This window comes from Siphonobacter sp. SORGH_AS_0500 (assembly GCF_002838835.1).
Taxonomy (GTDB): Bacteria; Bacteroidota; Bacteroidia; order Cytophagales; family Spirosomataceae; genus Siphonobacter.
The window spans coordinates 102640-125478 of record NZ_NHPP01000012.1 but is presented as its reverse complement, the minus strand read 5'-3'; the positions used below and the strand labels follow the sequence as shown (position 1 = coordinate 125478).

The following is a 22839-nucleotide window of genomic DNA, read 5'->3' as shown; positions in this document are numbered from 1 at the left end:
GAATGTATTTTTTAGGGCTGCTCATCTTTTTACATTTTACCCTCAGTTGTGCGTATGCTTTCTTCCGCTGAAAAACAGAGATATCAAAAACACCTGCTTTTACCCGAAATGGGTCCCGAAGGACAGGAACGCCTTAAGAGTGCCCGCGTGTTGGTGGTAGGTGCTGGAGGACTGGGTTGCCCGGTGCTTTTGTATCTATCTGCAGCGGGTGTAGGTACCATTGGCATTGTCGACGGAGATACCGTTGATGAAACGAATCTGCAACGTCAGGTACTTTATGAGTCAGCTGACGTCGCTCGTCCCAAAGCCACCGTAGCAGCCAATCGTCTTCGCCGACTGAATGATTTGATTGAATACGAATACTTCCCAACTAATCTAGTTTCAGAAAACGCCGCTTCCATCATTGATGGGTTCGATATCGTGGTGGATTGCACGGATAACTTCTCCGTTCGCTATCTGATTAATGACATCTGCGTTTTGCAGGGAAAACCATTTGTCTACGGAGCCATTCACCGCTTCGAGGGCCAGGTTTCGGCATTCAACTATGTCAAAGAAGGTATTTTAGGTCCTACCTACCGTTGCCTCTTTCCTACTCCACCCAGCGGTCTGGAAATTCCTAATTGTGCGGAAGTAGGCGTAGTGGGAATTCTCCCGGGCATGATCGGTATGTTTCAGGCCAATGAGGTAATCAAGATTATTACGGGTATTGGAAATGTGCTGTCGGGAGAGTTGTTACTGGTAGATTTACTGGAAAATTCGCAGCGGAAAATGAAATTCAAACGCCGCTCTGACGCAGAAACATTGGCTGAAGAAGGATTAAAAACGAACCGAAAAATAGCAGCAAATGAATTATTACCTACGGAATTATCAGCAGTAGAGTTAGTTCGTCAGCTCAAACGCGAGCCGGATACATTTTTGCTGGATGTCAGAAACCCGGAAGAATATGATGTTTGTCACTTACCCGGAGCTGTGTTAATTCCTATGGCAACCATTCCAGCCAATTTTGATCAGGTTCCTCGTGACCGTCCGGTAGTGGTGTATTGTCATCACGGCATGCGATCAGCCAGCGTGATTCAATATTTGGCTCATGAGCACGGTTACGATAATTTATCTAATCTCGCAGGCGGCATCCACTCCTGGGCCGAAGATGTAGATATGCGAATGGCTAAGTATTAGGTTTGATGGAGGTTGATAGGGTCAACGGATGGATTCAGTTGCTCCAGTAATAAAACTTTCCGAAAGTTTAAGGCTTTCGGGAAGTTCAAAAATTAGGATAGTCATGAAGAAACTGCAATGGATCAAACTTTCTCTAACGCTGTATCCAACCTCCTCAGACTCCATTAAACTCGCCTCCTTTACCAGCCAAAGTACCCTTCTGGCGTAATTCCTTTCAGGCGTAAATAAACAATGCTCTGACCTCGGTGGTGGATGATATGATTTTCCAGAGCATAACATAGCTGTCTTCCAGTGATAGCTTCGCCGACAAACTCCTGCATTTTGCTTAGTTGTTCGGGCTTTAAAGCTGAAACCGTTTGCTGTACCCAATCATAAAAACGATTTAACTCTGCTGCTACCTCTGCTTTCGATCGCTGATTCCAGCCCTGAGCAGTTTCATAAGGATCTTTCACTCCTACCCGATTGGCCAGTTGAGCCGTAGTATAGATCATGCCATGCACAAACTGCATTCGAAACGAGAACATTTCAGGCATGGGCTTAAAATTCAGATGTTCTTCCGGCATCTGATTAAAGATCGTCAGTGTATACTCACGCGAGCGTTTCCAGGCCTGGCTAAATTCTTTCTGAAAGGCTTCTTCTTTAGCAGAAGCCTGAGCCGTCAATGCCGAACTTGCCCATAAGCCGCTTACTAAAGTTTGAATCGCTTGTCTCCTTTTCATTTTCAATCCTTTAATCGATAACTAAAGCTAGCGAAAAATCAGGTTATAAAACAAAGAATCCGCTTGGTCAATCCGAGCGGATTCTTTGTTTATAGCTCCCTGGGTTACTTTTCCCGCTCGATTAGATTTTTGAAAAAGTCGCTGAGCAGTTTCTTCTTTTCTTCGGAAACATTCAGAGCGTTCAGGTATTCGAATCCTTGTTCAAAGCAGCGATTCATCTCTGCTTCCGCCGCTTCCCGAACCCCCAACTGATTATAAATCTCCGTTACCGCCTGAATTTTTTCGATATTATTATGATCCGCTGAGGATAACCAAAATTGTAAGGCCTCCTGCGTTTCACCTTCAGCTTTGTCCAGAGCATCTATTAATAGATACGTTTTTTTATTTGCCAGAATATCACCGCCGACCAGCTTCCCAAACTTGCCAGGATCGCCGTATACGTCCAGTAAGTCATCCTTCAGTTGAAACCCAAGACCGATGGCATCACCCAGTTTCTTGAGTAATAAGCCGGTTTCTTCATCGGCTCCACCAATAATTCCGCCTAGTTCCAGAGCAAAGCCTAACAATACAGCCGTTTTCAGACGAATCATTTCCAGATACTGAGCCTTGGTAACATCCGAACGCTTCTCGAAATTCATGTCTAGTTGCTGTCCTTCGCACACTTCAGCCGCCGCCCGATTGAACTTTTTCAAAACGGCCTTCAGATGAGCCGTTTCTACCTCCGTCATGAATTCATACGCCGAAACCAGCATCACATCTCCTGAAAGAATAGCCACGTTTTCGTTCCACTTTTCGTGCACCGAAGGTTGCCCACGACGAATCGGAGCTTTGTCCATAATATCATCGTGCATGAGCGTGAAGTTGTGAAAAACCTCCACTCCAATCGCAGGCCGAACGGCTTTCTGCCAGCTTTCCGTAAACAGAGCCGCCGACATAACAGTCAATAAAGGACGAATCCGCTTACCGCCCAGACTCATGATATACTGAATGGGTTCGTATAATTCGATGGGAGATTGGCCGTATTCGGTAGTTGCAATGGTTTGCTCGATAGCAGCAGTATAGTCGTTGAGTAGCATAAGGATCCGTAACAGAAGCAATTCATCCCCTATTTAGGATGGTTGAATTGGGTTTTCAAAATTAACTCGCTCAGGCAACTTTCTGTTATCAACTTCCGTTTTCAGCGTAATAAATCTTAACATTATCAGAGATTCTACCCAAATTTGATCTCAAATCAAACGATACATGCGTTCCATCCTTACTTTTTGCTGCATGCTGGCCCTTTCGGTGGCAGGCTGGTCTTTCGCTCCTATTCAAGAGAAACCGCAGTCCCCTAAAGCGGCAAAAATTGAGTGGCTTACCATAGAGGAAGCCTACGCCCGCAACCAAAAAGAGCCCCGCAAATTCATGATTGATGTTTACACCGACTGGTGTGGCTGGTGCAAGGTAATGGATCGGGAGACCTTCACGAATCCTAAAGTCGTAGAATATGTGAACCAAAAATATTACGCTGTAAAGCTTGATGCAGAGGGTAAAAACCCTATCAAACTGGGCTCTCACACCTTTAACTACATCGCTCAGGGGAATCGAGGGTATCAGGAGCTGGCGGCCTTATTAATGAACGGCAAAATGAGCTTCCCCACCGTGGTCTTCATGGACGAAACATTCGTCCAGAACAATGAACTACAAGTAATCCAGGCAGTACCCGGTTTTCACAAAGCCCCTGATTTTCATCAGATTATTACGTTTTTTGGCGATAATTATCATAAAAAGCAAACGCCCTGGGAGAAGTATAAAAGCGAGATTTATCCGAAGGCGTTTACCCGTTGATCTAGTAGTTACAACTGAAGAAGCCTACACAAATCCCAACTTTGTGTAGGCTTTTTTATTGATCAGGTTAACTGAGAATCAGGCTTGTTTTAAACTTTTCCAAGATGAATTTTACTTTTGCCCTCCTTTGGGCTCTATACATAATTATCCAGTAGTAGATTGATTTTATCTGCTTTCTACTAATAATCATATAAAGCAAGTCTTAGATTATATTGCTGAGTTTCACTTAGATAAAATAAAATTTTAAAAAATTATCCCTATTTATTTAAAATTTTAAATAATACAGAATAGATTTGTATGAAATAAAATTATTGTTCGCTCCCTCTGAACAGAATAAAATAACATTATTAATATAGAATACAGAATATTCACTTACAAATGTTATCAATAGGCATTAATTAAAGTTTTTGTAGATAAAGTATCAGAATATCAATAATGACCAACCTTTGCGTACCCGTCATTATAACTATTTAAAGTAATCAGTATAATTATTTCTCGACCTCTATACTCTGCTTAATTTATAAGAATACAACCCGCAAGCTGTATACACACGTACGAATTAAACTTAAACTTCATTTTCCATTCTTCTTATGAAAAGAAGCTTATCTAAGACCTCATTGTTGGTTCTTACTTGTCTGGGAATGTGGCTTTCAGGTGCAGAGACTCCTACTTATGGTAGAGAAAATTCTGCTACCATGAGCATCGATCGCCAGATTACGGGTAAGGTGACAGATGAAAAAGGAGAGCCTTTAGCAGGGGCTACCGTATCTATTAAAGGTACCACTCAAGGTTCTATTACCGGGGCCGATGGTAACTTTACGCTTTCTATCCCTAATGACCAGGCGGTTATTATCGTTTCTTACGTTGGCTATAATAAGAAAGAAGTTACCGTTGGAACCCAGACCGTACTCAATGTAAGTCTGGCTCCTAATGATGGTAATCTTCAGGAAGTAGTAGTAACGGCTTTGGGCGTATCGAAAGAAGCCCGTACCGTAGGGTATGCCGTATCAACGATCAATGCAGAAGTAATGACTAAAGCCCGTGAAACCAACCTTGGTAACTCGCTGGCTGGTCGGGTAGCAGGTCTGAGTGTTCGCGGAACCAACGGTGGTCCTGGCGGCACTTCTAAGCTTTTACTTCGCGGTATGCCTAGTATGAACTCTGGTGGTGCTCCTCTGATCATCATCAATGGTGTTCCAATGGATAATACTCAACGCGGAAGTGCTGGTGAGTGGGGTGGTGCCGATGGTGGCGATGGTTTAGGTAACTTAAACCCCGATGACATCGAGAACATGACTGTTCTGAAAGGCCAATCTGCTTCGGCTCTTTACGGTGCCCGTGCTTCTAATGGAGTTATTTTAGTTACCACGAAAAAAGGTAGAAAAGGTGAGTTCTCAGTTGATTATAACCTGAACTACGCCATGGATACCCCAATGAACTTGACGGACTTCCAATATGAATATGGTCAAGGTCAATATGGTAGCAAACCTACGTCAATTGCTGATGCTCAGCAGTCAACTCGTTTGAGCTGGGGTGCAAAACTGGACGGTTCCATGATGACTCAGTTCGATGGAAACCAATATGCTTATTCTGCTCAGAAGAATAACATTAAGAATTTCTACCGTACAGGAGCTAGCACTACAAATACCGTATCTATTGGGCAGGGTGGTGAAAACGGTTCTTTCCGTTTATCCCTTTCTAATCTGGATAACAAGTCTATACTGCCTAACAGTGGCTTGAATCGTAAAACGATCAACTTAACGGCTGATCAGAACATCACGAAGAAGTTCAGCGTAAGTGTAATGGCTAATTACATCAACGAGCGGGTCCATAACAAGCCTCAGTTGAGTGACGGTCCATTGAACGCTAACAATGGTATGTTCCTGGCAACAAACGTAGATGAGCGTATTCTGGCTCCGGGCTATAACCCAACGACGGGCGAAGAGATTGTATTCAGCGATGATTCTTACGTAACAAACCCTTACTTCGTTACCAGCAAATACGTTAACAACGTAACTCGTCAGCGTCTGATTTCGATGTTGTCAACGAAATACCAGTTTGCCGATTGGATTTATGCTCAGGCTCGGATTGGTTATGACAATGCCAATGATCAGATTTTCAAAGTAACTCCCTGGGGAACGGCTTATTCTATCAAATCGGATCCAGTAGGACAAGGAGCTTTAGATGAACAATCGGTGGCCCGTACAACAGAAATGAACATTGACGGTTTGATCGGTATCAATAAAAATATTACCGAAGACTTGTCATTCAATGCTTTGCTTGGTGCTAACCTCCGTAAAAATAATTACGACAAACAATCCATTAGTGGTAGTCCTTTCGTTCTTCGTGATTTATACAGCTGGAGAAACGTTGTAAACTACAATCGTGATTATAATTACACTGCTTCAGAGGTAGTTTCTTCTTACTACAGCTTTGATTTAGGTTACAAAAACTTCCTGAATTTAACTACTACAGGACGTTATGACAGCTTTTCTAAATTAGCCCCGAACGCTTTTAGTGTATTCACTCCTTCGGTTTCTGGTTCCTTCGTCTTCTCTGACCTGGTTAAAGTAAACAAGCTTAGCTTTGGTAAGCTTCGTGCTTCTTACGCGGTGACCAGTGGTGAGCCCTTAGAAGCTTATAAAACTAGAGTTTACTACTCCGTTGGTAACTCTCTTAATGGTATTGCTACGGGTAATTTCGGTACTGGGCTACCCAACTTAGGTCTGAAACCATTCACGAAAAGTGAGCTTGAGATTGGTTTAGAGCTGAAATTCTTCTCGGGTCGTTTAGGTCTGGATGCTTCTTACTATACGCAGAAGACCAATCACGAGATCATGAATGCAAACTATAGCTTTGCAGCGGGTTATACATCAGGTTTGGTAGCAACGGGTTCGACTCAAAACCAAGGTCTGGAATTACAATTGAATGGTACACCAGTGAAAACATCGAACTTCACCTGGAATACGTCCATTAACCTGACTTCTGTTAAGAATAAAATCTTAAGTACCGACGAGAACAATAATCCTGTTGTTTTAGGTAAAAACCGGGCCACGCTTGACAACGCAACCACTGCTTTCATTCCTGGTTATTCAGGTCCTCAAATCAGAGCTTACGATTACAAGTATGATGCGAATGGTCAGATCGTAGTAGACGCCGCTGGTATTCCTGTTCGTGGTGATCTGAAAACCTGGGGCACTGTATTACCTACCCTGTTTGGTGGCTGGAATAACGATTTTTCATTCCATAACTTCAATCTGGCCTTCCTAATTGATTACAACTATGGTAACAAGATTCTCTCTGCAACAGAATACGCTACGTACTTCAGAGGTCTGAACAAAGCTACGCTTGTAGGTCGTGAAACTGGTGTTATTACTACTGGTGTAACAGCAGATGGTGCGGCAAGCACTACTAAAACGCCCGTTCAGGATTACTACCGTGGCTTAGCAAATAACATCACCAGAACCAGCGTTATTGACGGAGACTTCATTAAACTGCGTCAGGTCACTTTAGGATATAACCTACCTGCCAAATTATTGCAAGGACTGCCTCTAATCAAGGCTGTTAACGTTTCTCTGGTAGGGCGGAACTTGTTATACCTGATGAAAAAAGCGAAGAACATCGATCCTGAATCTTCTTTCGGAGCAAACCTGAACTACTACGGTATTGAAGGTACTGGTCTTCCTTCCGCTCGTACCTATGGCGTTAACTTAAACATTAAGTTTAAATAAGATATTAGAGATGAAAAAGAGACTTATTCTCCTTTCTATACTTGCTGGGTCATTACAATTCTCTTGTACGGATAAATTCGATGAGCTGAATACTGACCCGAATCAGGCATCAGAAGCAATTTTCAATCCAAACCTTCTGTTACCTAGTGCTCAGTGGAAATACGTTGAATCTATTTCTGGTTATAACCCTATGTTATTTCAGAGTATGTGGATTCAGGCGTATGCTTCGACTTCAACAGGTGGTGCTAACTACTATACCAACGGTGATAAGTACGTGTTGTCTAACAATACTTATTCATACCTGGATCGCGTTTGGAATAATGCTTACAACGCGGCAAGTTTCGCGTATGAAATGGGGCAATTAGCCAAAAGAAAGGGTTCCATGTCCAATCTGGAAAACATTGGAACTATCATGCAAATTCAAAGTCTGGCAACGGCGGCGGATGTATTCGGAGATATTCCTTATAAAGAAGCTCTTCAGGGTAAAACTACCGGTATTACGCGTCCTGCCTATGATACCCAGCAGAGTGTTTACCAGGATCTGTTAACTCGTTTAGAAGCAGCTACGGTTGCCCTGAATACTTCTCAGACAGGCCCTACCAATGATGCTTTCTACGGAGGAGATGTAGCTAAATGGAAACGTTATGGTTACTCGCTAATGTTGAAGCTGGCCATGCGTTTAACAAAAGTAGATCCAACTACGGCTAAGACTTACGCAGAGAAAGCAGCAGCTGGTGGTACATTCACCAGCGTATCTGATGATGCTTACCTGAAGGCAGATTTAACCAATGGTTACACCAATGCCAATGCTTCAGCTTTGGCTACAGCTGCTGACCTTTATCAACTTCGCTGGAGCAAAACGATGATCGACTATCTCAAAGCAAATAGCGATCCTCGTCTGACTAAAATTGCTGAAGTTCCAGCCGCTGGTCTGCAAGCCAATCAAGCAGCTACTGCAGGAGATAGCACTTTTGCCAATCAATTAGTCTGCCTAACGGTTACGACTTAACAGGTGGTGCTACGGATATTACTAAATCTCCCAACTACCCTGGCGGTACCGGAAGTGGAGCAGATGCTACTCCTATCGGTAAATATTCTCGTCCAACAAGTGTATTCCGTAACCAGAGCGGCCCTCTTTTTGTACTGACTTACGCGGAAACGGAATTGTTACTAGCTGAGGCAGCAACGCGTGGCTATTCAGTAACGGGCTCAGCAGCAACGCACTACAAAAATGCAGTCTCTGCCGGTTTGCAGTCATTAGCTAAATTCGGAACGGCTACTACCATTAGTGCCGCAACGGCGGATGCTTACGCCACTGCTCACCCTCTGGTAACGTCTACGGCTCTGAAGCAAATTAACGAGCAATACTGGGCAACCACCAGTATTCTTCAAAACTTCATCGAAGCCTGGAGTAACTGGAGACGTTCTGGTTACCTCAATTAACTCCTGTAAATTATACGGGTAATTTCTCAGGCGGCAATATTCCTCGCCGTGAGGTTTATCCAACGGGAGAAGGTAGCTTAAATGCTGAAAACTACAAAGCAGCCGTAGGTCGTCTGTCCGGCGGCGATACCTGGACTTCCCGGGTATGGTGGGACAAATAATAATTAATTTCGGATAAAGGGGGGAAACCCCCTTTATTTTTGTATTCTGGTATTAACTTCAACTAATCGTTGAAGTTTTTTCGTTTCTACTTGCCCCCTTACTTAAAACACAGTTCTACTCATGATCCAAAAAGGTATTTTGTATCTTTTGGTTGCTGCTATCATTCCTTCGGTTGCAAGGGCTCAAAAGCCCCTTTTTCAATTACTTCCCTCCGACCGAACGGGTATTACCTTTAAAAACGAAATCATAGAAACGGAAACCCGTAACATTATGGAGTATGAATACTTCTATAGTGGTGGTGGAGTGGCCGTTGGGGACATCAATAATGATGGCTGGATGATTTGTTTTTTACCTCTAATCTTCAGGAGAACAAACTTTATCTGAATCTTGGTAACCTGAAGTTTAAGGACATCACCCTTTCGGCGGGTATGACGGGCCGAGCCGATGCTTGGAAAAGTGGGGTTAGCATGGCCGATGTTAACAACGATGGCTTTCTGGACATTTTTGTGTGCTACATGGGCAAAGGCGACGCCGAGAAACGTCGTAAACAGCTTTTCATTAATCAGGGTGATCTTACCTTTAAAGAGATGGCCAAAGAATACGGCTTGGACGATCCCTCCTACAGTTTTCAGTCGGCTTTTTTTGATTATGATAATGATGGTGACCTTGATTTACTCTTGTTGAATCACAGCGTAGGTAAGTATGACAACATCGAGCTATATAAGTACCGCAACGACGTTGATGCTCTGGCGGGTAATAAGCTTTTCGAAAATCAGAATAATCATTTCGTAGAAGTTACTAAAAAGACGGGTATTCACCAGCACACGCTAACGTACGGGCTGGGCGTGGTTGTGACCGACCTTAACAAAGATGGTTGGCAGGACCTCTACGTTACCAATGATTATAACGAGCCGGATTACATCTACCTAAATAACAAAAACGGCACTTTCACGGAAGTAAGCAAAAAAGCCTTGCGTCACATGTCGCAGTTTTCCATGGGGCTGGACATTGCTGATTATAACAATGACGGCTGGTCGGACATTGTTTCGCTGGATATGTTACCCGAAGAAAACCGTCGTCAGAAAACCTTGCAGCTTCAGGAAAATTACGAGTCGTATGAATTAATGCTGAAGCAGGATTTGCACAAGCAGTTCATGCGAAACATGCTTCAGCTTAATAATGGCGACGGCACCTTCAGCGAAATTGCCCAGACCGCAGGCATTTCTAATACGGACTGGAGCTGGAGTCCGCTCATGGCCGATTATGATAATGATGGGTACAAAGATCTTTTCGTGTCGAACGGGTATCTGCGGGATTTTACCAATAAAGACTTTTTAAAATATTGGGGTGATTACAAGATTCGCAAAGCGATGGATCGCGAGCCGATGCAGTTAATGGACTTAATTAAAGCCATTCCTTCGAGCCGTTTGCCCAACTACGTTTTAAAACAACCACGACCTCACGTTTACTAACAAACAAATGGAATGGGGGTTAACCAATCCCTGCGTATCAAACGGAGCCGTCTACGCCGACCTGGATAATGATGGTGATCTGGAATTAGTCGTTAACAATATCAATGAGCCTGCTTCTATTTATCAAAATCTGAGCCGGGAAAATAACGCCAGTAATTACCTGCAATTCAGACTGCGTTCACCCAAAGGCAATAGAAATGCCCTCGGTGCCAAGGTAACGATTTATACGAAAGGAAGTCTGCAATATCAGGAGCTGATGCCTGTGCGGGGTTATCTCTCCTCTCAACCGCTTACCTTACATTTTGGCTTAGGTACCTATACCAACGTAGACTCCGTTCAGATCATCTGGCCAGATTTATCGTTTGAAGTACTTAGAAACATAAAAGCCAATCAGCGTCTGGTGGTTGAACAAAAAAATACGAAACCCTGGGTAGCGTCGGCGATAAAGAAGCCCGTTTTATTCGAAAAAGTAAAACCGCTCATTACGCATACCCACCAGGGTTACTCGGAAAATGATTTTAAACGCCAGCCCTTGATGCTGTCTATGTATTCTCAATCGGGGCCTGTCTTGGCCAAAGGTGATGTGAACAAAGACGGCCTTGAGGATCTATTCATCAGCGGAGATCAGAGTAATACCGGAAAAATTCTGATTCAGCAAAAAGACGGAACCTTCAAAGGCATTGATAAGCTGGTTATTGGGGATGAAACTACTTCCGCCGCCTCCGCCGCAGTATTCTTTGATGCGAACGGTGATGGCTACGACGATTTATACGTGGCAATGGGGGGTTATTCGCTGTTCGAGCCGAATACCGCTTCGCTACAAGATCTTTTGTACCTGAATGATGGGAAGGGCAACCTAACGCTTTCTGCCCTACCCAGTGTCAATGCCAGCAGTAAATCATGCGTGCGTGTCGCTGATTATGATTTGGACGGCGACCTTGATCTTTTCGTAGGCGGTAGAGTTATTCCCGGAAAATATCCACTGAGCCCTTCTTCCTATTTACTGGAGAACAAGGGGAAGGGCGAATTTATCGCTCATCGGTTTCCGATTAACGGAATGGTAACGGATGCTCAGTGGGAAGATCTGGATCAGGACGGGCGAAAAGATCTGATTATTTGCGGAGAATTCATGCCCATTAAGGTTTTCAAAAATACGCCTGAAGGTTTCACCGATCAGAGCAGTCAGTATTTTTCACAGGAGGAAAATGGTTTCTGGTCTTCGATTCTGGTTACCGATTTGGATAATGATGGCGTAAAAGAAATCATTGCCGGGAATCTGGGTACCAATTCCCAAATCAAAGTATCACCCGAACAACCCGGCGAACTTTACTATGCCGACTTTGATAAAAACGGATCGATTGACCCCATCTTCTGTTTTTACATGCAGAACAAGTCTTATCCGTTCGTAAGTCGGGATGAATTGAACGATCAGATTTTTCCGATGCGTAGGAAGTTTATTTCCTATAAAGATTATTCAGAAGCCACGATTGACCGTATTCTCACGCCCGAACAACTTAGTTCAGCCCTTAAATGGACCGTTACTGAAGCTCGTAGCTTACTGTTCCGTCGGGATCAGGGCAAGTTCAAAAAAGAGATTTTACCGATTCAATCGCAGTTTGCCCCCATTACTCAGATTCTTGCGGGAGACTTCAGTCAGCACCATCAAACGGACCTATTACTGCTGGGTAACAAGTCATTTAATCGCCTCAAGCTCGGTACGATGGATGCCAACTATGGCTGTCTGCTCAAAGCTAAGGGATTAGGATTTGAATATGTTAATCAGGGAGAATCTGGCTTATCCGTCGACGGCGACGTGAAATCTGCTTTACAGCTACGGGTTAATAATCAGAATTATTTAGTCATTGGGGCTTTTGACCAGCCTTTACAATTCTACCATTTGAAATGAAACGTTTTCTGTTACTTTTCTTTAGTAGCCTTTCCATTACCTGGGCTCAGAAACCTAACCCTACCCAGCATTTACAGCCTTCTGTTTTTGCGGTAACGATGGTAATGATTCACGACGTGGTGAATCCTCCGGCAGCAGCCCGTTTTTACTCCTATTGCCTGATGGGTGCTCAGGAATTTGTTTCGGGTCAGGATAAGAAAATCCCCTCGCCTACGCTGCTTGCTAAGAATTTCAAAAAGCCGGACTTGAGTTCGTTGAAATCGTACGATTATGCGATGGCAGCAACCTATTGCATCCTGGAAACAGGTCGGCTCATTCTGCCTTCGGGTTATATGCTGGAAGAAGACGAAAAGAAATTGGTGGACGCGTGGAAGCAGGAAGGCAAAAGTCAACAACTCATTGACGAGGCCATTGCGGCGGCTCAGTTAATGGCCAAACACGTCATTGCCTATTCTACAACTGATCAATACGGCAAGCTCAGCACACGCCTGCGTTACCGTCCCATCAAAGGTGATGGTTACTGGTACCCAACGCCTCCAGGGTATATGGAAGCCGTGGAGCCTCACTGGAAAACCATCCGGCCTTTTATGCTGGATACTTGCAATCAGTTTGCCCCTAAGCGTCCGGTTACCTTCAGTCGAGACACTACCAGTGACTTTTATAAAATTGCTTATGAGGTCTATAAAGAGGGCAAGGATCTAAGCCCGGAACACCGAGCCATTGCTTCTTACTGGGACTGTAATCCCTTTGCCATTAATACTTCCGGCCACATGATGATTGGCTTCAAGAAAATCAGTCCGGGCGGCCACTGGATGAACATTACCAGCATTGCTACTACTCAGGCCAAGCTTAGCTTTAATCGCTCGGTTCTAGTTTTAGCCACTACGGCAATGACGCTACACGACTCCTTCATTAGTTGCTGGGATGAAAAATACCGCAGCAACCGGATTCGCCCGGAAACCTACATTCAGCAAAGTATTGACAAAACCTGGCAACCACTGCTACAGACCCCTCCGTTCCCTGAATATACGAGTGGCCACAGTGTGGTTTCAACCGCTGTAGCGGAAGTGTTAACTTTTTTTATAGGGGACGATTTTGCCTTTACGGATAACACAGAAGTCATTTTTGATCTGCCTACCCGGCAATTCAAGTCTTTCCGGCAGGCAGCAGCCGAGGCTGCTGTTTCACGTTTATACGGAGGCATTCATTACCGGGACTCTATTGAACATGGGCAGGAACAAGGCCGAAATATTGGCAATTATGTTATTGCCCGGGTAAAGAAGGCTGGCTACAAATAGAGTTCTTAAACAGATAAACGTAGATAATCTATAGAATCATGAGGCATTACCATACGCAACCCATTACTTTGCTCTGACGTTATTCGTTAGACAATCATTTGTTTGTTATGGCTTTACTTCTCGATTTTATAGGCAATACTCCGCTGGTTGAGATTACTCGCCTGCATGCTAACCCTAAGGTTAGAATTTTTGGTAAGCTGGAAGGACATAACCCCGGCGGTAGTGTAAAAGACCGTCCGGCTCTGAATATGATCCGCAGTGCTCTGGAACGAGGCGAGATCAAGGCAAATACGGCTCTCATTGAGGCCACCAGTGGGAATACGGGCATTGCCCTCGCCATGATTGCCCGACTCTATAATTTGGACATTGAGCTGGTTATGCCCCAGAATTCAACCCGGGAGCGGGTATTAACCATGGAGGCTTTCGGAGCGAAAGTTACCTTACTGGAAAGCATCGAAGCCTGTCGGGATTATGCCCAGGAAAAAGCAGATAACGGCACGCACTTTCAGCTCAATCAGTTTGCGAACCCCGATAATTACCTGGCTCATTACAAATCAACGGGGCCAGAAATCTGGAGAGACACCAATGGCACCATTACCCATTTCGTAAGTTCGATGGGTACGACCGGAACCATTATGGGAAACTCACTTTATTTGAAGGAAAAGAATCCTGACATTCAGATTGTGGGCTGCCAACCTACAGAAGGATCTTCCATTCCGGGTATTCGTCGCTGGCCCCAGGAATATTTACCGAAGATTTTTGACCCCAGCCGGGTAGATCGAATCATGGACGTAGCAGAAGCTGATGCCATTGCCATGACCCGTACATTAGCTCAGGTAGAGGGGATTTTCGGTGGCATGAGCTCGGGCGGGTGCGTTTCGGCGGCCCTTCAACTTGCCGAAGAGCTCGAAGAAGGAGTCATTGTTTGCATCATCTGCGATAAAGGTGATCGTTATTTATCAAGTAATCTTTTTGGTGAGTAATGACAGAAAAAGCCCCAAAATCGAAATTTCGGGGCTTTTTCATCCAGTTAGGTTACCCTTAAGCTGCGGTTTCTTCTTCTGTAGAGTTTTCTTCCGTAGCCGTTTCGAAAGCCTCTGGCAGGTATTGAGACAACAGGTTATACCAGGAGATCATTTTGCGGATATCCGAAGCATATACTTTCTCACGATCAAATTCAGGGAAAACCTCGCCTAAAAATTCACGTAAATCGGCATCACTGGCGTTTTTCGTGTCCACGTCTACTTTCTCGCCGTGTTTTTCACGAATCGCTAGAAAAATATCAGGAAGAGGTTTTGACCCTTCTTCATTATCCGAATAAACCGAGATTTCTTTCAATACAGAAACGCGAGCATTCGCTCCCACTACCGTACGACCTTTTTTCTCATCAATAGTCTCCACAATCACTCCCGTACGGGTTGGCTTCAGGATTCGGTACAGACCGGGTTTTCCGGAAATGTGGGCAATTTCTTTTAACAATTCCATGTAATCAAAGTTGTTGTGGCAAATAAGCGTTTTTAAGCTTAGGTTCGACCTTTTACCTATCTGTCTAATTATCAACAGATTAGCTTAGTCAAATCAATTTCTTTTCTATCAAAATAGAATGGTTTTCGGTAACCGAACCACAAAAGTAGCCAATCATCAGGCTATTACCGCTGGGCACCCCGAAAATCCGCATTCAATTCTCCAATGGCTTCGGCAATTTCATCGCGACCTAAACCGTCAACGGATGAGGTTACAAAGTATTTCGGCATTGCGGTAAAAAATTGGAGAAAGCCTTCCTTATACTTTTTTACCTTTTGCTCCAACTGACTTTTTGATAGTTTATCAGCTTTGGTAAAGACGATGTAAAATGGAACTTCAGCCTCTGTTAACTGTGACATAAATTCCAGATCAATCGACATGGGGTCATGGCGAACATCCACCAGCACGAACGTACACACTAGGTTGGGGCGATTTTGGAGGTACCCAAAAATCATGGGTTCAAATTTATCCCGCTCGCTCTTACTGATTTTTGCATACCCATAGCCCGGTAAATCGACCAGATACCAGGTATTGTCCACTGAAAAGTGGTTGATTAACTGGGTTTTACCCGGGGTCTGCGAAGTTTTAGCCAGATCTTTCCGACGTACCAGTGAGTTAATCAGGGAAGATTTACCCACGTTCGACCGACCAATAAAGGCATACTCGGGCCGATCAGGTTTGGGGCATTTCTCCCAATCTGTGTTACTCACCACAAAAGCGGCTTCTTTAATCTTCATGCTCTTAATATTTACAGCAAAGGTAAGGCTCAGTTTTCAGTTTTCCGTTTTATTAGGTAGAGACACGACTTCATCGCGTCTAGCCGGGCAATGCGAATCATTTGAATCGTAACAAGAACCGCCTCTTACCCAGACGCAATGAAGTCGCATCTCTACTTGAAATGCTTGATTGCTATGATTTTTCAGATGGGCAATCATCCGCCTTGGTTGGTGTCCTCACCAACCATTGAGCCTTTATGAATGGCTGGTGAAGACACCAGCCAGGGGCGGGAGCATGTAATTATATACGCCCCCCGGATTGTCATCCGAGGCTATCCAGCCTGGGGCTACCCATATTCAACCCCTCTGGGGTTATACCTCCCATTTCCAAACAACTCGCATCCACCATGGTTGGTGTCCTCACCAACCATTATGCTTTTAGTAAGGGCTGGTGAGGACACCAGCCAGGGCGGGAGTACCTATTATACGAAAACCCGGGATTGTCATCCAGGTCGATCCAGACCGGGGCTATTACTTTCATTTTAAAACCTCTTCCCTACCTTTATCGGTTTTTCCCTCCCAAACCCCAAACCCCAAACCGCAGCGGCGGCCGCTCTAAACTCTAAACCAACTGAAAACTCTAAACTGAAAACTGAAAACTCTAAACTGAACCTTACCTTTGCGGCATGGAAATTCTTCAGAACGATTTGTTTTTACGAGCGGCTCGCGGCGAACAGGTAGAACGCGTACCCGTTTGGATGATGCGACAGGCAGGACGTATCCTGGCTGAATACCGCGAAGTTCGGGCCAAGGCCGGTAGCTTCATTAACCTTTGCACAACGCCTGAACTGGCAGCCGAAGTAACCATTCAGCCCGTAGATTTGCTGGGCGTAGATGCCGCCATTATCTTTTCCGATATTCTGGTAGTGCCCGAAGCAATGGGCTTACCTTATGAAATGATCGAAGCCCGTGGCCCCGTTTTTCCGACTACGGTTCAGACCTTGCAGGACGTTGAGAAGTTAAAAGAAGTCGATCCTGAAGTAGAGTTGAAGTATGTGCTGGATGCCATCCGCATCACCAAAAAAGAATTAAATGGTCGGGTTCCGCTCATTGGTTTTGCCGGAGCTCCCTTCACCATTCTTTGTTACATGATTGAAGGGAAAGGTTCAAAAACATTCTCAGTAGCCAAGAAATACCTTTACGCCGAGCCCGAGCTTTCCCATAAACTTCTGCAAAAAATTACGGATACTACGATTGCCTATTTAAAAGCTCAGGTAGCGGCTGGGGCCAATTTGGTGCAGTTATTTGACTCCTGGGCGGGCATTCTTTCGCCTCAACAATACCGGGAGTTTTCGTTGCCTTATATCTCTCAGATTTGCGACGCATTGCAGGCGTTGGTTCCCGTTACGGTATTTGCCAAAGGGGCTTTCTTTGCTCGACGGGAAATGAATGCGTTGAATTGTTCGGTAGTAGGCCTCGACTGGAATATGGACATTGCCGAAAGTCGCGAAATGATTCCTTCGAAAGTATTGCAGGGTAACCTGGACCCTTGTGTGCTTTACGGCAGTTTCTCGGAAATTAAGAAGCAAACACAAGAGATGCTTCGTCAGTTTGGCGGTCAAAAGCACATTGCTAATCTCGGCCATGGGGTATATCCCGACACCAATCCTGATAAAGTGCGTTGCTTTATTGATACCGTAAAGGAATATCAATTTTAAAAGGAATAAATAACAGAAGGGTTGAATGATAGAATTGGTACTATCATCAACCCTTCTGTTATTCATAACGCTACAAATTAGCTACTAAAGCTTCGGCTAGTAAGAGCGATTTGTTAATAGGTACTACGCCCACTTCTTCACACACCAGCCCACCACCTAAATTAGACAGACCAGCGATGCGTTGGGGACTTAAGCCTAAGGCCACACAACAGGCGGCAATACTAATTACCGTATCTCCAGCCCCAGAAACATCCGAAATTTGACGAATGTGGGCCGGTAAGTGGCATTTTTCTTCCTTGAAGTCAATATAAACGCCGCGTTCGGAGAGCGTAATAAGCGTTCCATCGAGCGACAGAGCGTCTTTTAATTTCTGAGCAGCTGCTTCCAGTTCTAAAGGAATTCGAACATCAAAACTGATATTGAGTCCTTCGCGTAATTCTTTCAGATTGGGCTTGAAAAGCGTAGTGCCGTGGTAATGTAGGAAATTCCGCTTTTTGGGATCTACAACCGTTGGAATACCGTGCTCTTTTGCAAAACTGACTACCTGCTGAATCAGATCAGCCGAAATAACGCCTTTATCGTAATCTTCGAAGATAATAACCTGACACTGAAGAGCCAGCTCTTTAATTTTCTGCAAGAGACTTGCTTTTTCTTCCGTTGAAATAGGAGCTTCCGTCTCGGTATCAACCCGCACCACCTGCTGGCTTCCAGCAATAATTCTTTCCTTCACCGTTGTAATACGATCCCGGCTACGAACAATGCCCCGGGTAACTAATCCTTTGCTTTCCAGAAGATTGCATAACTCATCTCCGTACGAATCCGTACCAATCACGGAACAGGCGATGGCCTGGGCTCCCAGAGCTTGAACGTTCAGTAACACGTTTCCAGCCCCACCTAAACGGTATTCCCGCCGCTGGGCTACCACTACGGGTACGGGGGCTTCGGGAGAAATCCGGTCTACCCGACCAAAGACGTAACTGTCAATCATTACGTCTCCAATCACCAATACTTTTAATTCATTGAATGCTTCAAAGACAGCAGGTAATAACATAATATCTAATAAAATAGCTCAGAAACCTTCGCTGAATGATTCTATTCTTGCAATGGGGAAATACGTTCGAATGACCGCTCAACTTAAAATATATTGTCAAACAAGTAACTGATACTCAGACCAAAGGTTTGGTTCTTCGCATTTTGTGACATTTCTGACACATTCGCCAGTCCTTGCTGATAGAAAGCCGAAAGCTGGAAAAAATCAAACTGCACGCCTATGCCGCCCTGCACGCCATAATCGAATCGTTGTAGATCATAATTGAAACGAACACTATACTCCGTTTGAGGCTGACCGCTCTCCCGTTCGATGGTTTTTCCTCCCAATCCACAGGCTACATAACCACCTCCAAAAAGCAGAAATTTGGTATTCCTTTCTTCATTACCCAGTTTCAGTGTTACGTTGACGGGTAAATCCAGGTAATTGAGCGTGGTACTAGCCCGACGAGTATCCTGCTTAAAATCAGCAATATAACCGCGTTGAACAAAGAGTAAGGTCGGTTGAATAGTCAGATTGCCACTGCTGGTAAGCGGAATATCAGAACCTAGTCCCGCGTGAAAACCGGCTTTGGAAATTGGGGCATCCAGTTCAGAGCTTAACGCCTGACTCATGCTTGATACATTTCCGCCTGCCTTAAAAACTAACTTGCTCTGAGCCATTGCTCCCAGTGGAGCTAACAGGAATAAGAGCCAGGTAAAGAATTTCATACTAATGAGTTTTGAATGTGGGGTTTAGATTTATCTCAAGTATTAATAGCCAGAATGAGAGATTTGTTTTGAAAAACTCTACTTGTTCTTCTTACCTGCTGGCTCATTCCTTAAACCTAAACTATTTCAAAACGCAGTCCTTAAAAAAGTGATGCTAGAAAAGCTAGAAAGCATCATCAAAAAAGTAATTGATAAACAGACCGAACGAACGGTTAGTAATCGAACCACCTGAACCCAGGTTGGAGAGATTGGCTAATCCCTGGCTATAAGTAAGTCCAAAAACGGTATAATTGCGTCGAATACCTACGGCTAAGTTAATGCCGTAATCCAGGCGTTTGAGGTCACTTTTAAAGGGATCTACTTTCCGGGTTAAGTCTCGCTGGTCTGGAATAATTCCGAGATTAGACGAAGTAGAGTCGTGAACAAACTCTACGGTACGGTATCGAATCGTGTTTTTGCCATATACTCCTAAGCCTACGTAACCTCCCGCAGAAGCATAGAATTTGGTTCTTTCTCCGCCTACTTGCAAGACCAGATCAATGGGAACATCCACATAATGCAGGGAATTCCAGCTTCGATTTCGGGGAACGATGGTAGAGGCCCGGCGAGTATTATCAACTTTACGGTATACCACCTGCTCATCAAATTTCTGCTGCGACCAATAGCCTCGGGGGCTGTAACGTAGGCCGACATTCAGACTTAATAACTTAGGAACAAATTCAATATTGCGGGCAAAGCCAAACGTGAAAGCGGGTTTCAGAACAGGATCTCCGGTATTTTCAACCAGATTACGATTCATATCCGTGCCATTCAGCCCCATTTTAAAGACCCACTTCGGATCGGACTCACGCTGAGCAAATAGTGAAGTGGAAAGTAATGCTAATGAGATACTGAGAAAGCAGATTTTTTTCATGTGAAGGGAATACGACTACGTGTTGGAAACGCAAAGAAACGAAAGGATTTGAGAATGGCGTGCAAATACCCGTCAGATCAATCGCATTTAACTATTTCTAAGAGCGAAAAAACGAGAAGACCGGATCAAGATCCGGTCTTCTCTAACTTATTACTGCTTTATTTCTTTTTTAGAGTCATGAGGTATTCTACCAGATCGGCCAATTCCTGTTTGCTCATATTTTCGTGCAAACCAGCAGGCATCATAGAATCCTGCTGCTGTTTCATGCTCTTCACCTGCGTCATTTTTAAACGCTGGGCAGTTCCTCCGGGGTATTTCAGGTCCAGATCCGATTCGGTTTTACTAGCCACAATACCGACCAGATTGGTTCCGTCTTTCAGTTGAACATTCCAGCCTTCAAATCCAAAACTGATTCCGGCAGAAGGATAAAGAATCGCCATGTACTGGCCTTCCTTGGGTAACTTCGATCCGATCTCGGAAAGTTTGGGGCCAAAATCTGCTCCCTGTCCATTAATCTGGTGGCAAACTGCACAGTTTTGAGCGAAGACTTTTACGCCACGTTGCACATCTCCCGATAAGCTTACCATTTCCTCGATTTTAGGAATCGGTTTTCCTACACTGGTTTCGCCACCCAGGTATGTTGCCGCTCCTTCGGAATAGCTTTACGCCAGGCCGTTGCCACGCCCTGCACTGCATACAGAATATAAGGTTTTTCGATTTTCCCTTCCCGTAGCAAAATCAGAATTCGATCTTCACCCAGCATAGACCCGCCCAGATTCCGAGTTGCTAACTGACGCAACCATTGAGGCTGGCTCTTGGATAAAGCCAGTTGCTCCATAATTTCAATCGATTCTTTCTTTCCTACTCTACGTAATGCCGCCAGCGTTTTTCGAGTTTTATCCTCGTCTTTTCCCGCCAAAATCGCTCTCACTGTTTTGCCTCCCCCCTGCTGTAACAATAAATTCATGGCGGTTGAACCGATATGCTCATTGTCAGGATTTAAGGCAATTGCTAATAACTTCCCATTTTCTTCGGGTAAAGCATAGCGAGCTTCATATTCCAGGTACTCCTGCTGACTAAGCGTGGCCATCAACTTCTTCAGCACCGATTTCGCCGCAGGTGTAGCTTTTACAAACTCAGGATCAAGATGTCGCAAGGCTAATCTGGTTAACTCCGCCTGACGAGGATTATTCCCGATCAATAGCTTCATCAGAGCATCACTCTTGGCCTTTCCTGTATTGAAATCAAACGCCCGAAAATACCGTAAGCGTTCTTTGGAAAGCGACAAGCGATCATCTGCTGCCAGCTTAGCCAGAAAGGGACTGGCTTTTTCGGTACGGGCCCGCCAAACCAGATCCCGCTCGGCTTTGGTTTCGACGGGGTTTGGGTGACGTTTCAGGTAAGCCGCAAAATAGGAATCCCACTGCTCGTCGGCTCCTACCCCTAAAGCTTCCAGATACCAGCGATCTTGCCCATCATACTTCTCTGCCAGATTGGCCCATAATTCCGCTGCTTCTGGTGACTTCTGATGACGTAGAGCAATAGCACACTCCCGACGAACCTGGGCGGAAGTATCAGCCGATAATTTTTTAATGAAAGGAATAATATCCGCTTGCTGCTGACGAGCCGCCCGTAAACCCGCTATCCGAAGATTCGGATTAGCATCATTCAGGGCTTCTTCAATGACTGCATTGCCTTTCATCTTCGATAAAATCCAGAAAGCACGGGCCTGCATCCGGGGGTTTCCATCCGAATGCCAAAGTTTGGTTAAGGCAGGCACAGCTTCATCTCCCATGTGCATCAGGGCATTCCAGGCTTTGTACCGAATTGACATATTCGGGCTTTGCAGGGCGGCTAATGCACTGTTGGGATCTTCGTAGTTATAGGAAGGAGCCGTATAAGGCCGCCCCTGGGGAGCTACGCGATACACACGACCACGCGTCTGGTCGCCCGCCTGGTGCCCGCCTACGCCAGGATCGTACCAATCGGCAATGAGGATAGACCCGTCAGGAGCTACACACACATCCGCCGGACGAAACCAGCTATCTCCTTCGTTTTTAAGAATATTCTCAATGGAAGCCGAATAACCTGCCCCATCAGCCTTGACGGGATAACTCCGAACTACGTTATGCCCCGGTTCAGCATGAATCATCTGATTACGATACACTTCCGGCAAAAGGTTACCTTCGTAGATGACCATTCCGGTGGGTGAACCACTACCCGTTTGTAATAAATTGGGGACCACGCCGGGATCGTTCAAATGCCAGTGACGATACGGAATTTCTTCTTCCATATTGGTGCGATAGGCTGGCCAGTTTGCTCCTGTCACTTCATCGGTATAGCCATAATTTCCCCCTTCGAGGATGTAATTGATCCGAACGCCTTTATTGCCATCGTCATCATTATCCGACTGCCAGACGGTGCCGTAACTATCCACCGCTAACTCAAAGGGATTACGAAAGTTGTGAGCCAAAAC

Annotated in this window: 20 protein-coding genes; 11 read left to right on the top strand and 9 right to left on the bottom strand. The window is 44.8% G+C overall.

What is annotated here, in order from left to right; genetic code table 11:
- The first annotated feature begins 54 nt into the window (after positions 1–54).
- Positions 55–1176 (top strand): molybdopterin-synthase adenylyltransferase MoeB, encoded by a 1122-nt coding sequence (gene moeB / locus BWI96_RS15145; RefSeq protein ID WP_106637395.1) that lies wholly within the window; start codon positions 55–57, stop codon positions 1174–1176.
- A 179-nt stretch (positions 1177–1355) separates the two neighbouring features.
- On the opposite strand, the gene BWI96_RS15140 is transcribed toward moeB, so the two are convergent.
- The gene (locus BWI96_RS15140; RefSeq protein WP_106637394.1) at positions 1356–1895 is read right to left on the bottom strand and encodes a DinB family protein; all 540 of its coding nucleotides are present in this window, start codon (positions 1893–1895) and stop codon (positions 1356–1358) included.
- A gap of 104 nt (positions 1896–1999) precedes the next feature.
- On the bottom strand, positions 2000–2971 hold the full coding sequence (locus BWI96_RS15135; RefSeq protein WP_106637409.1) for a polyprenyl synthetase family protein: 972 nt from the start codon (positions 2969–2971) through the stop codon (positions 2000–2002).
- A 166-nt stretch (positions 2972–3137) separates the two neighbouring features.
- On the opposite strand from BWI96_RS15135, the gene BWI96_RS15130 reads away from it, so the two are divergent.
- From BWI96_RS15130 to cysM, 9 genes are all read left to right on the top strand, one after another.
- The gene (locus tag BWI96_RS15130) at positions 3138–3722 is read left to right on the top strand and encodes a DUF255 domain-containing protein (protein WP_232793754.1); all 585 of its coding nucleotides are present in this window, start codon (positions 3138–3140) and stop codon (positions 3720–3722) included.
- 590 nt (positions 3723–4312) lie between these two features.
- Positions 4313–7453 (top strand): SusC/RagA family TonB-linked outer membrane protein, encoded by a 3141-nt coding sequence (locus BWI96_RS15125; protein WP_106637392.1) that lies wholly within the window; start codon positions 4313–4315, stop codon positions 7451–7453.
- Between the two features lie 10 nt (positions 7454–7463).
- Positions 7464–8462: a SusD/RagB family nutrient-binding outer membrane lipoprotein gene (locus BWI96_RS23385; RefSeq protein WP_369804181.1), complete on the top strand. Its 999-nt coding sequence runs from the start codon at positions 7464–7466 to the stop codon at positions 8460–8462.
- Positions 8435–8896 carry a SusD/RagB family nutrient-binding outer membrane lipoprotein gene (locus BWI96_RS23380; RefSeq protein ID WP_369804183.1) on the top strand — a complete coding sequence of 154 codons (462 nt, stop codon included), beginning with the start codon at positions 8435–8437 and terminating at the stop codon, positions 8894–8896. The genes BWI96_RS23385 and BWI96_RS23380 overlap by 28 nt, the downstream gene beginning before the upstream one ends.
- Before the next feature lie 282 nt (positions 8897–9178).
- Positions 9179–9442: a hypothetical protein gene (locus tag BWI96_RS22515; RefSeq protein ID WP_232793752.1), complete on the top strand. Its 264-nt coding sequence runs from the start codon at positions 9179–9181 to the stop codon at positions 9440–9442.
- Positions 9400–10530 (top strand): VCBS repeat-containing protein, encoded by a 1131-nt coding sequence (locus BWI96_RS22510; RefSeq protein WP_232793751.1) that lies wholly within the window; start codon positions 9400–9402, stop codon positions 10528–10530. The genes BWI96_RS22515 and BWI96_RS22510 overlap by 43 nt, the downstream gene beginning before the upstream one ends.
- 7 nt (positions 10531–10537) lie before the next feature.
- A complete protein-coding gene (locus BWI96_RS22505) occupies positions 10538–12436 on the top strand; it encodes an FG-GAP-like repeat-containing protein (RefSeq protein ID WP_232793750.1) in 1899 nt (632 codons plus the stop codon).
- Entirely contained in the window at positions 12433–13734 is a 1302-nt protein-coding gene (locus BWI96_RS15110) for a vanadium-dependent haloperoxidase (protein ID WP_106637391.1), read from the top strand. Before BWI96_RS22505 ends, BWI96_RS15110 begins: the two co-directional genes overlap by 4 nt.
- Positions 13735–13841: 107 nt before the next feature.
- A complete protein-coding gene (gene cysM / locus BWI96_RS15105; RefSeq protein WP_106637390.1) occupies positions 13842–14717 on the top strand; it encodes a cysteine synthase CysM in 876 nt (291 codons plus the stop codon).
- 58 nt (positions 14718–14775) lie between these two features.
- Here the strand turns inward: cysM and BWI96_RS15100 are convergent, their stop codons facing one another.
- Both BWI96_RS15100 and yihA read right to left on the bottom strand, forming a co-directional pair.
- A complete protein-coding gene (locus tag BWI96_RS15100) occupies positions 14776–15219 on the bottom strand; it encodes a DUF5606 domain-containing protein (RefSeq protein ID WP_106637389.1) in 444 nt (147 codons plus the stop codon).
- Between the two features lie 164 nt (positions 15220–15383).
- Positions 15384–15995, bottom strand: coding sequence for a ribosome biogenesis GTP-binding protein YihA/YsxC (yihA, locus tag BWI96_RS15095; RefSeq protein ID WP_106637388.1), 612 nt, complete (start codon positions 15993–15995; stop codon positions 15384–15386).
- A gap of 665 nt (positions 15996–16660) precedes the next feature.
- On the opposite strand from yihA, the gene hemE reads away from it, so the two are divergent.
- On the top strand, positions 16661–17692 hold the full coding sequence (hemE, locus tag BWI96_RS15090) for a uroporphyrinogen decarboxylase (protein WP_106637387.1): 1032 nt from the start codon (positions 16661–16663) through the stop codon (positions 17690–17692).
- 70 nt (positions 17693–17762) lie between these two features.
- On the opposite strand, the gene BWI96_RS15085 is transcribed toward hemE, so the two are convergent.
- The 5 genes from BWI96_RS15085 to BWI96_RS15070 form a co-directional block, all read right to left on the bottom strand.
- Complete coding sequence (locus tag BWI96_RS15085) at positions 17763–18743, bottom strand: bifunctional heptose 7-phosphate kinase/heptose 1-phosphate adenyltransferase (RefSeq protein ID WP_198555268.1); 981 nt, start codon at positions 18741–18743, stop codon at positions 17763–17765.
- 83 nt (positions 18744–18826) lie between these two features.
- Entirely contained in the window at positions 18827–19450 is a 624-nt protein-coding gene (locus BWI96_RS15080) for a porin family protein (RefSeq protein ID WP_106637385.1), read from the bottom strand.
- A gap of 163 nt (positions 19451–19613) precedes the next feature.
- On the bottom strand, positions 19614–20363 hold the full coding sequence (locus tag BWI96_RS15075; RefSeq protein WP_106637384.1) for an outer membrane beta-barrel protein: 750 nt from the start codon (positions 20361–20363) through the stop codon (positions 19614–19616).
- Positions 20364–20521: 158 nt separating this feature from the next.
- The gene (locus tag BWI96_RS22500; RefSeq protein ID WP_232793749.1) at positions 20522–20950 is read right to left on the bottom strand and encodes a c-type cytochrome; all 429 of its coding nucleotides are present in this window, start codon (positions 20948–20950) and stop codon (positions 20522–20524) included.
- Between the two features lie 26 nt (positions 20951–20976).
- Positions 20977–22836: a PVC-type heme-binding CxxCH protein gene (locus BWI96_RS15070; RefSeq protein ID WP_255400700.1), complete on the bottom strand. Its 1860-nt coding sequence runs from the start codon at positions 22834–22836 to the stop codon at positions 20977–20979.
- Positions 22837–22839 lie beyond the last annotated feature (3 nt).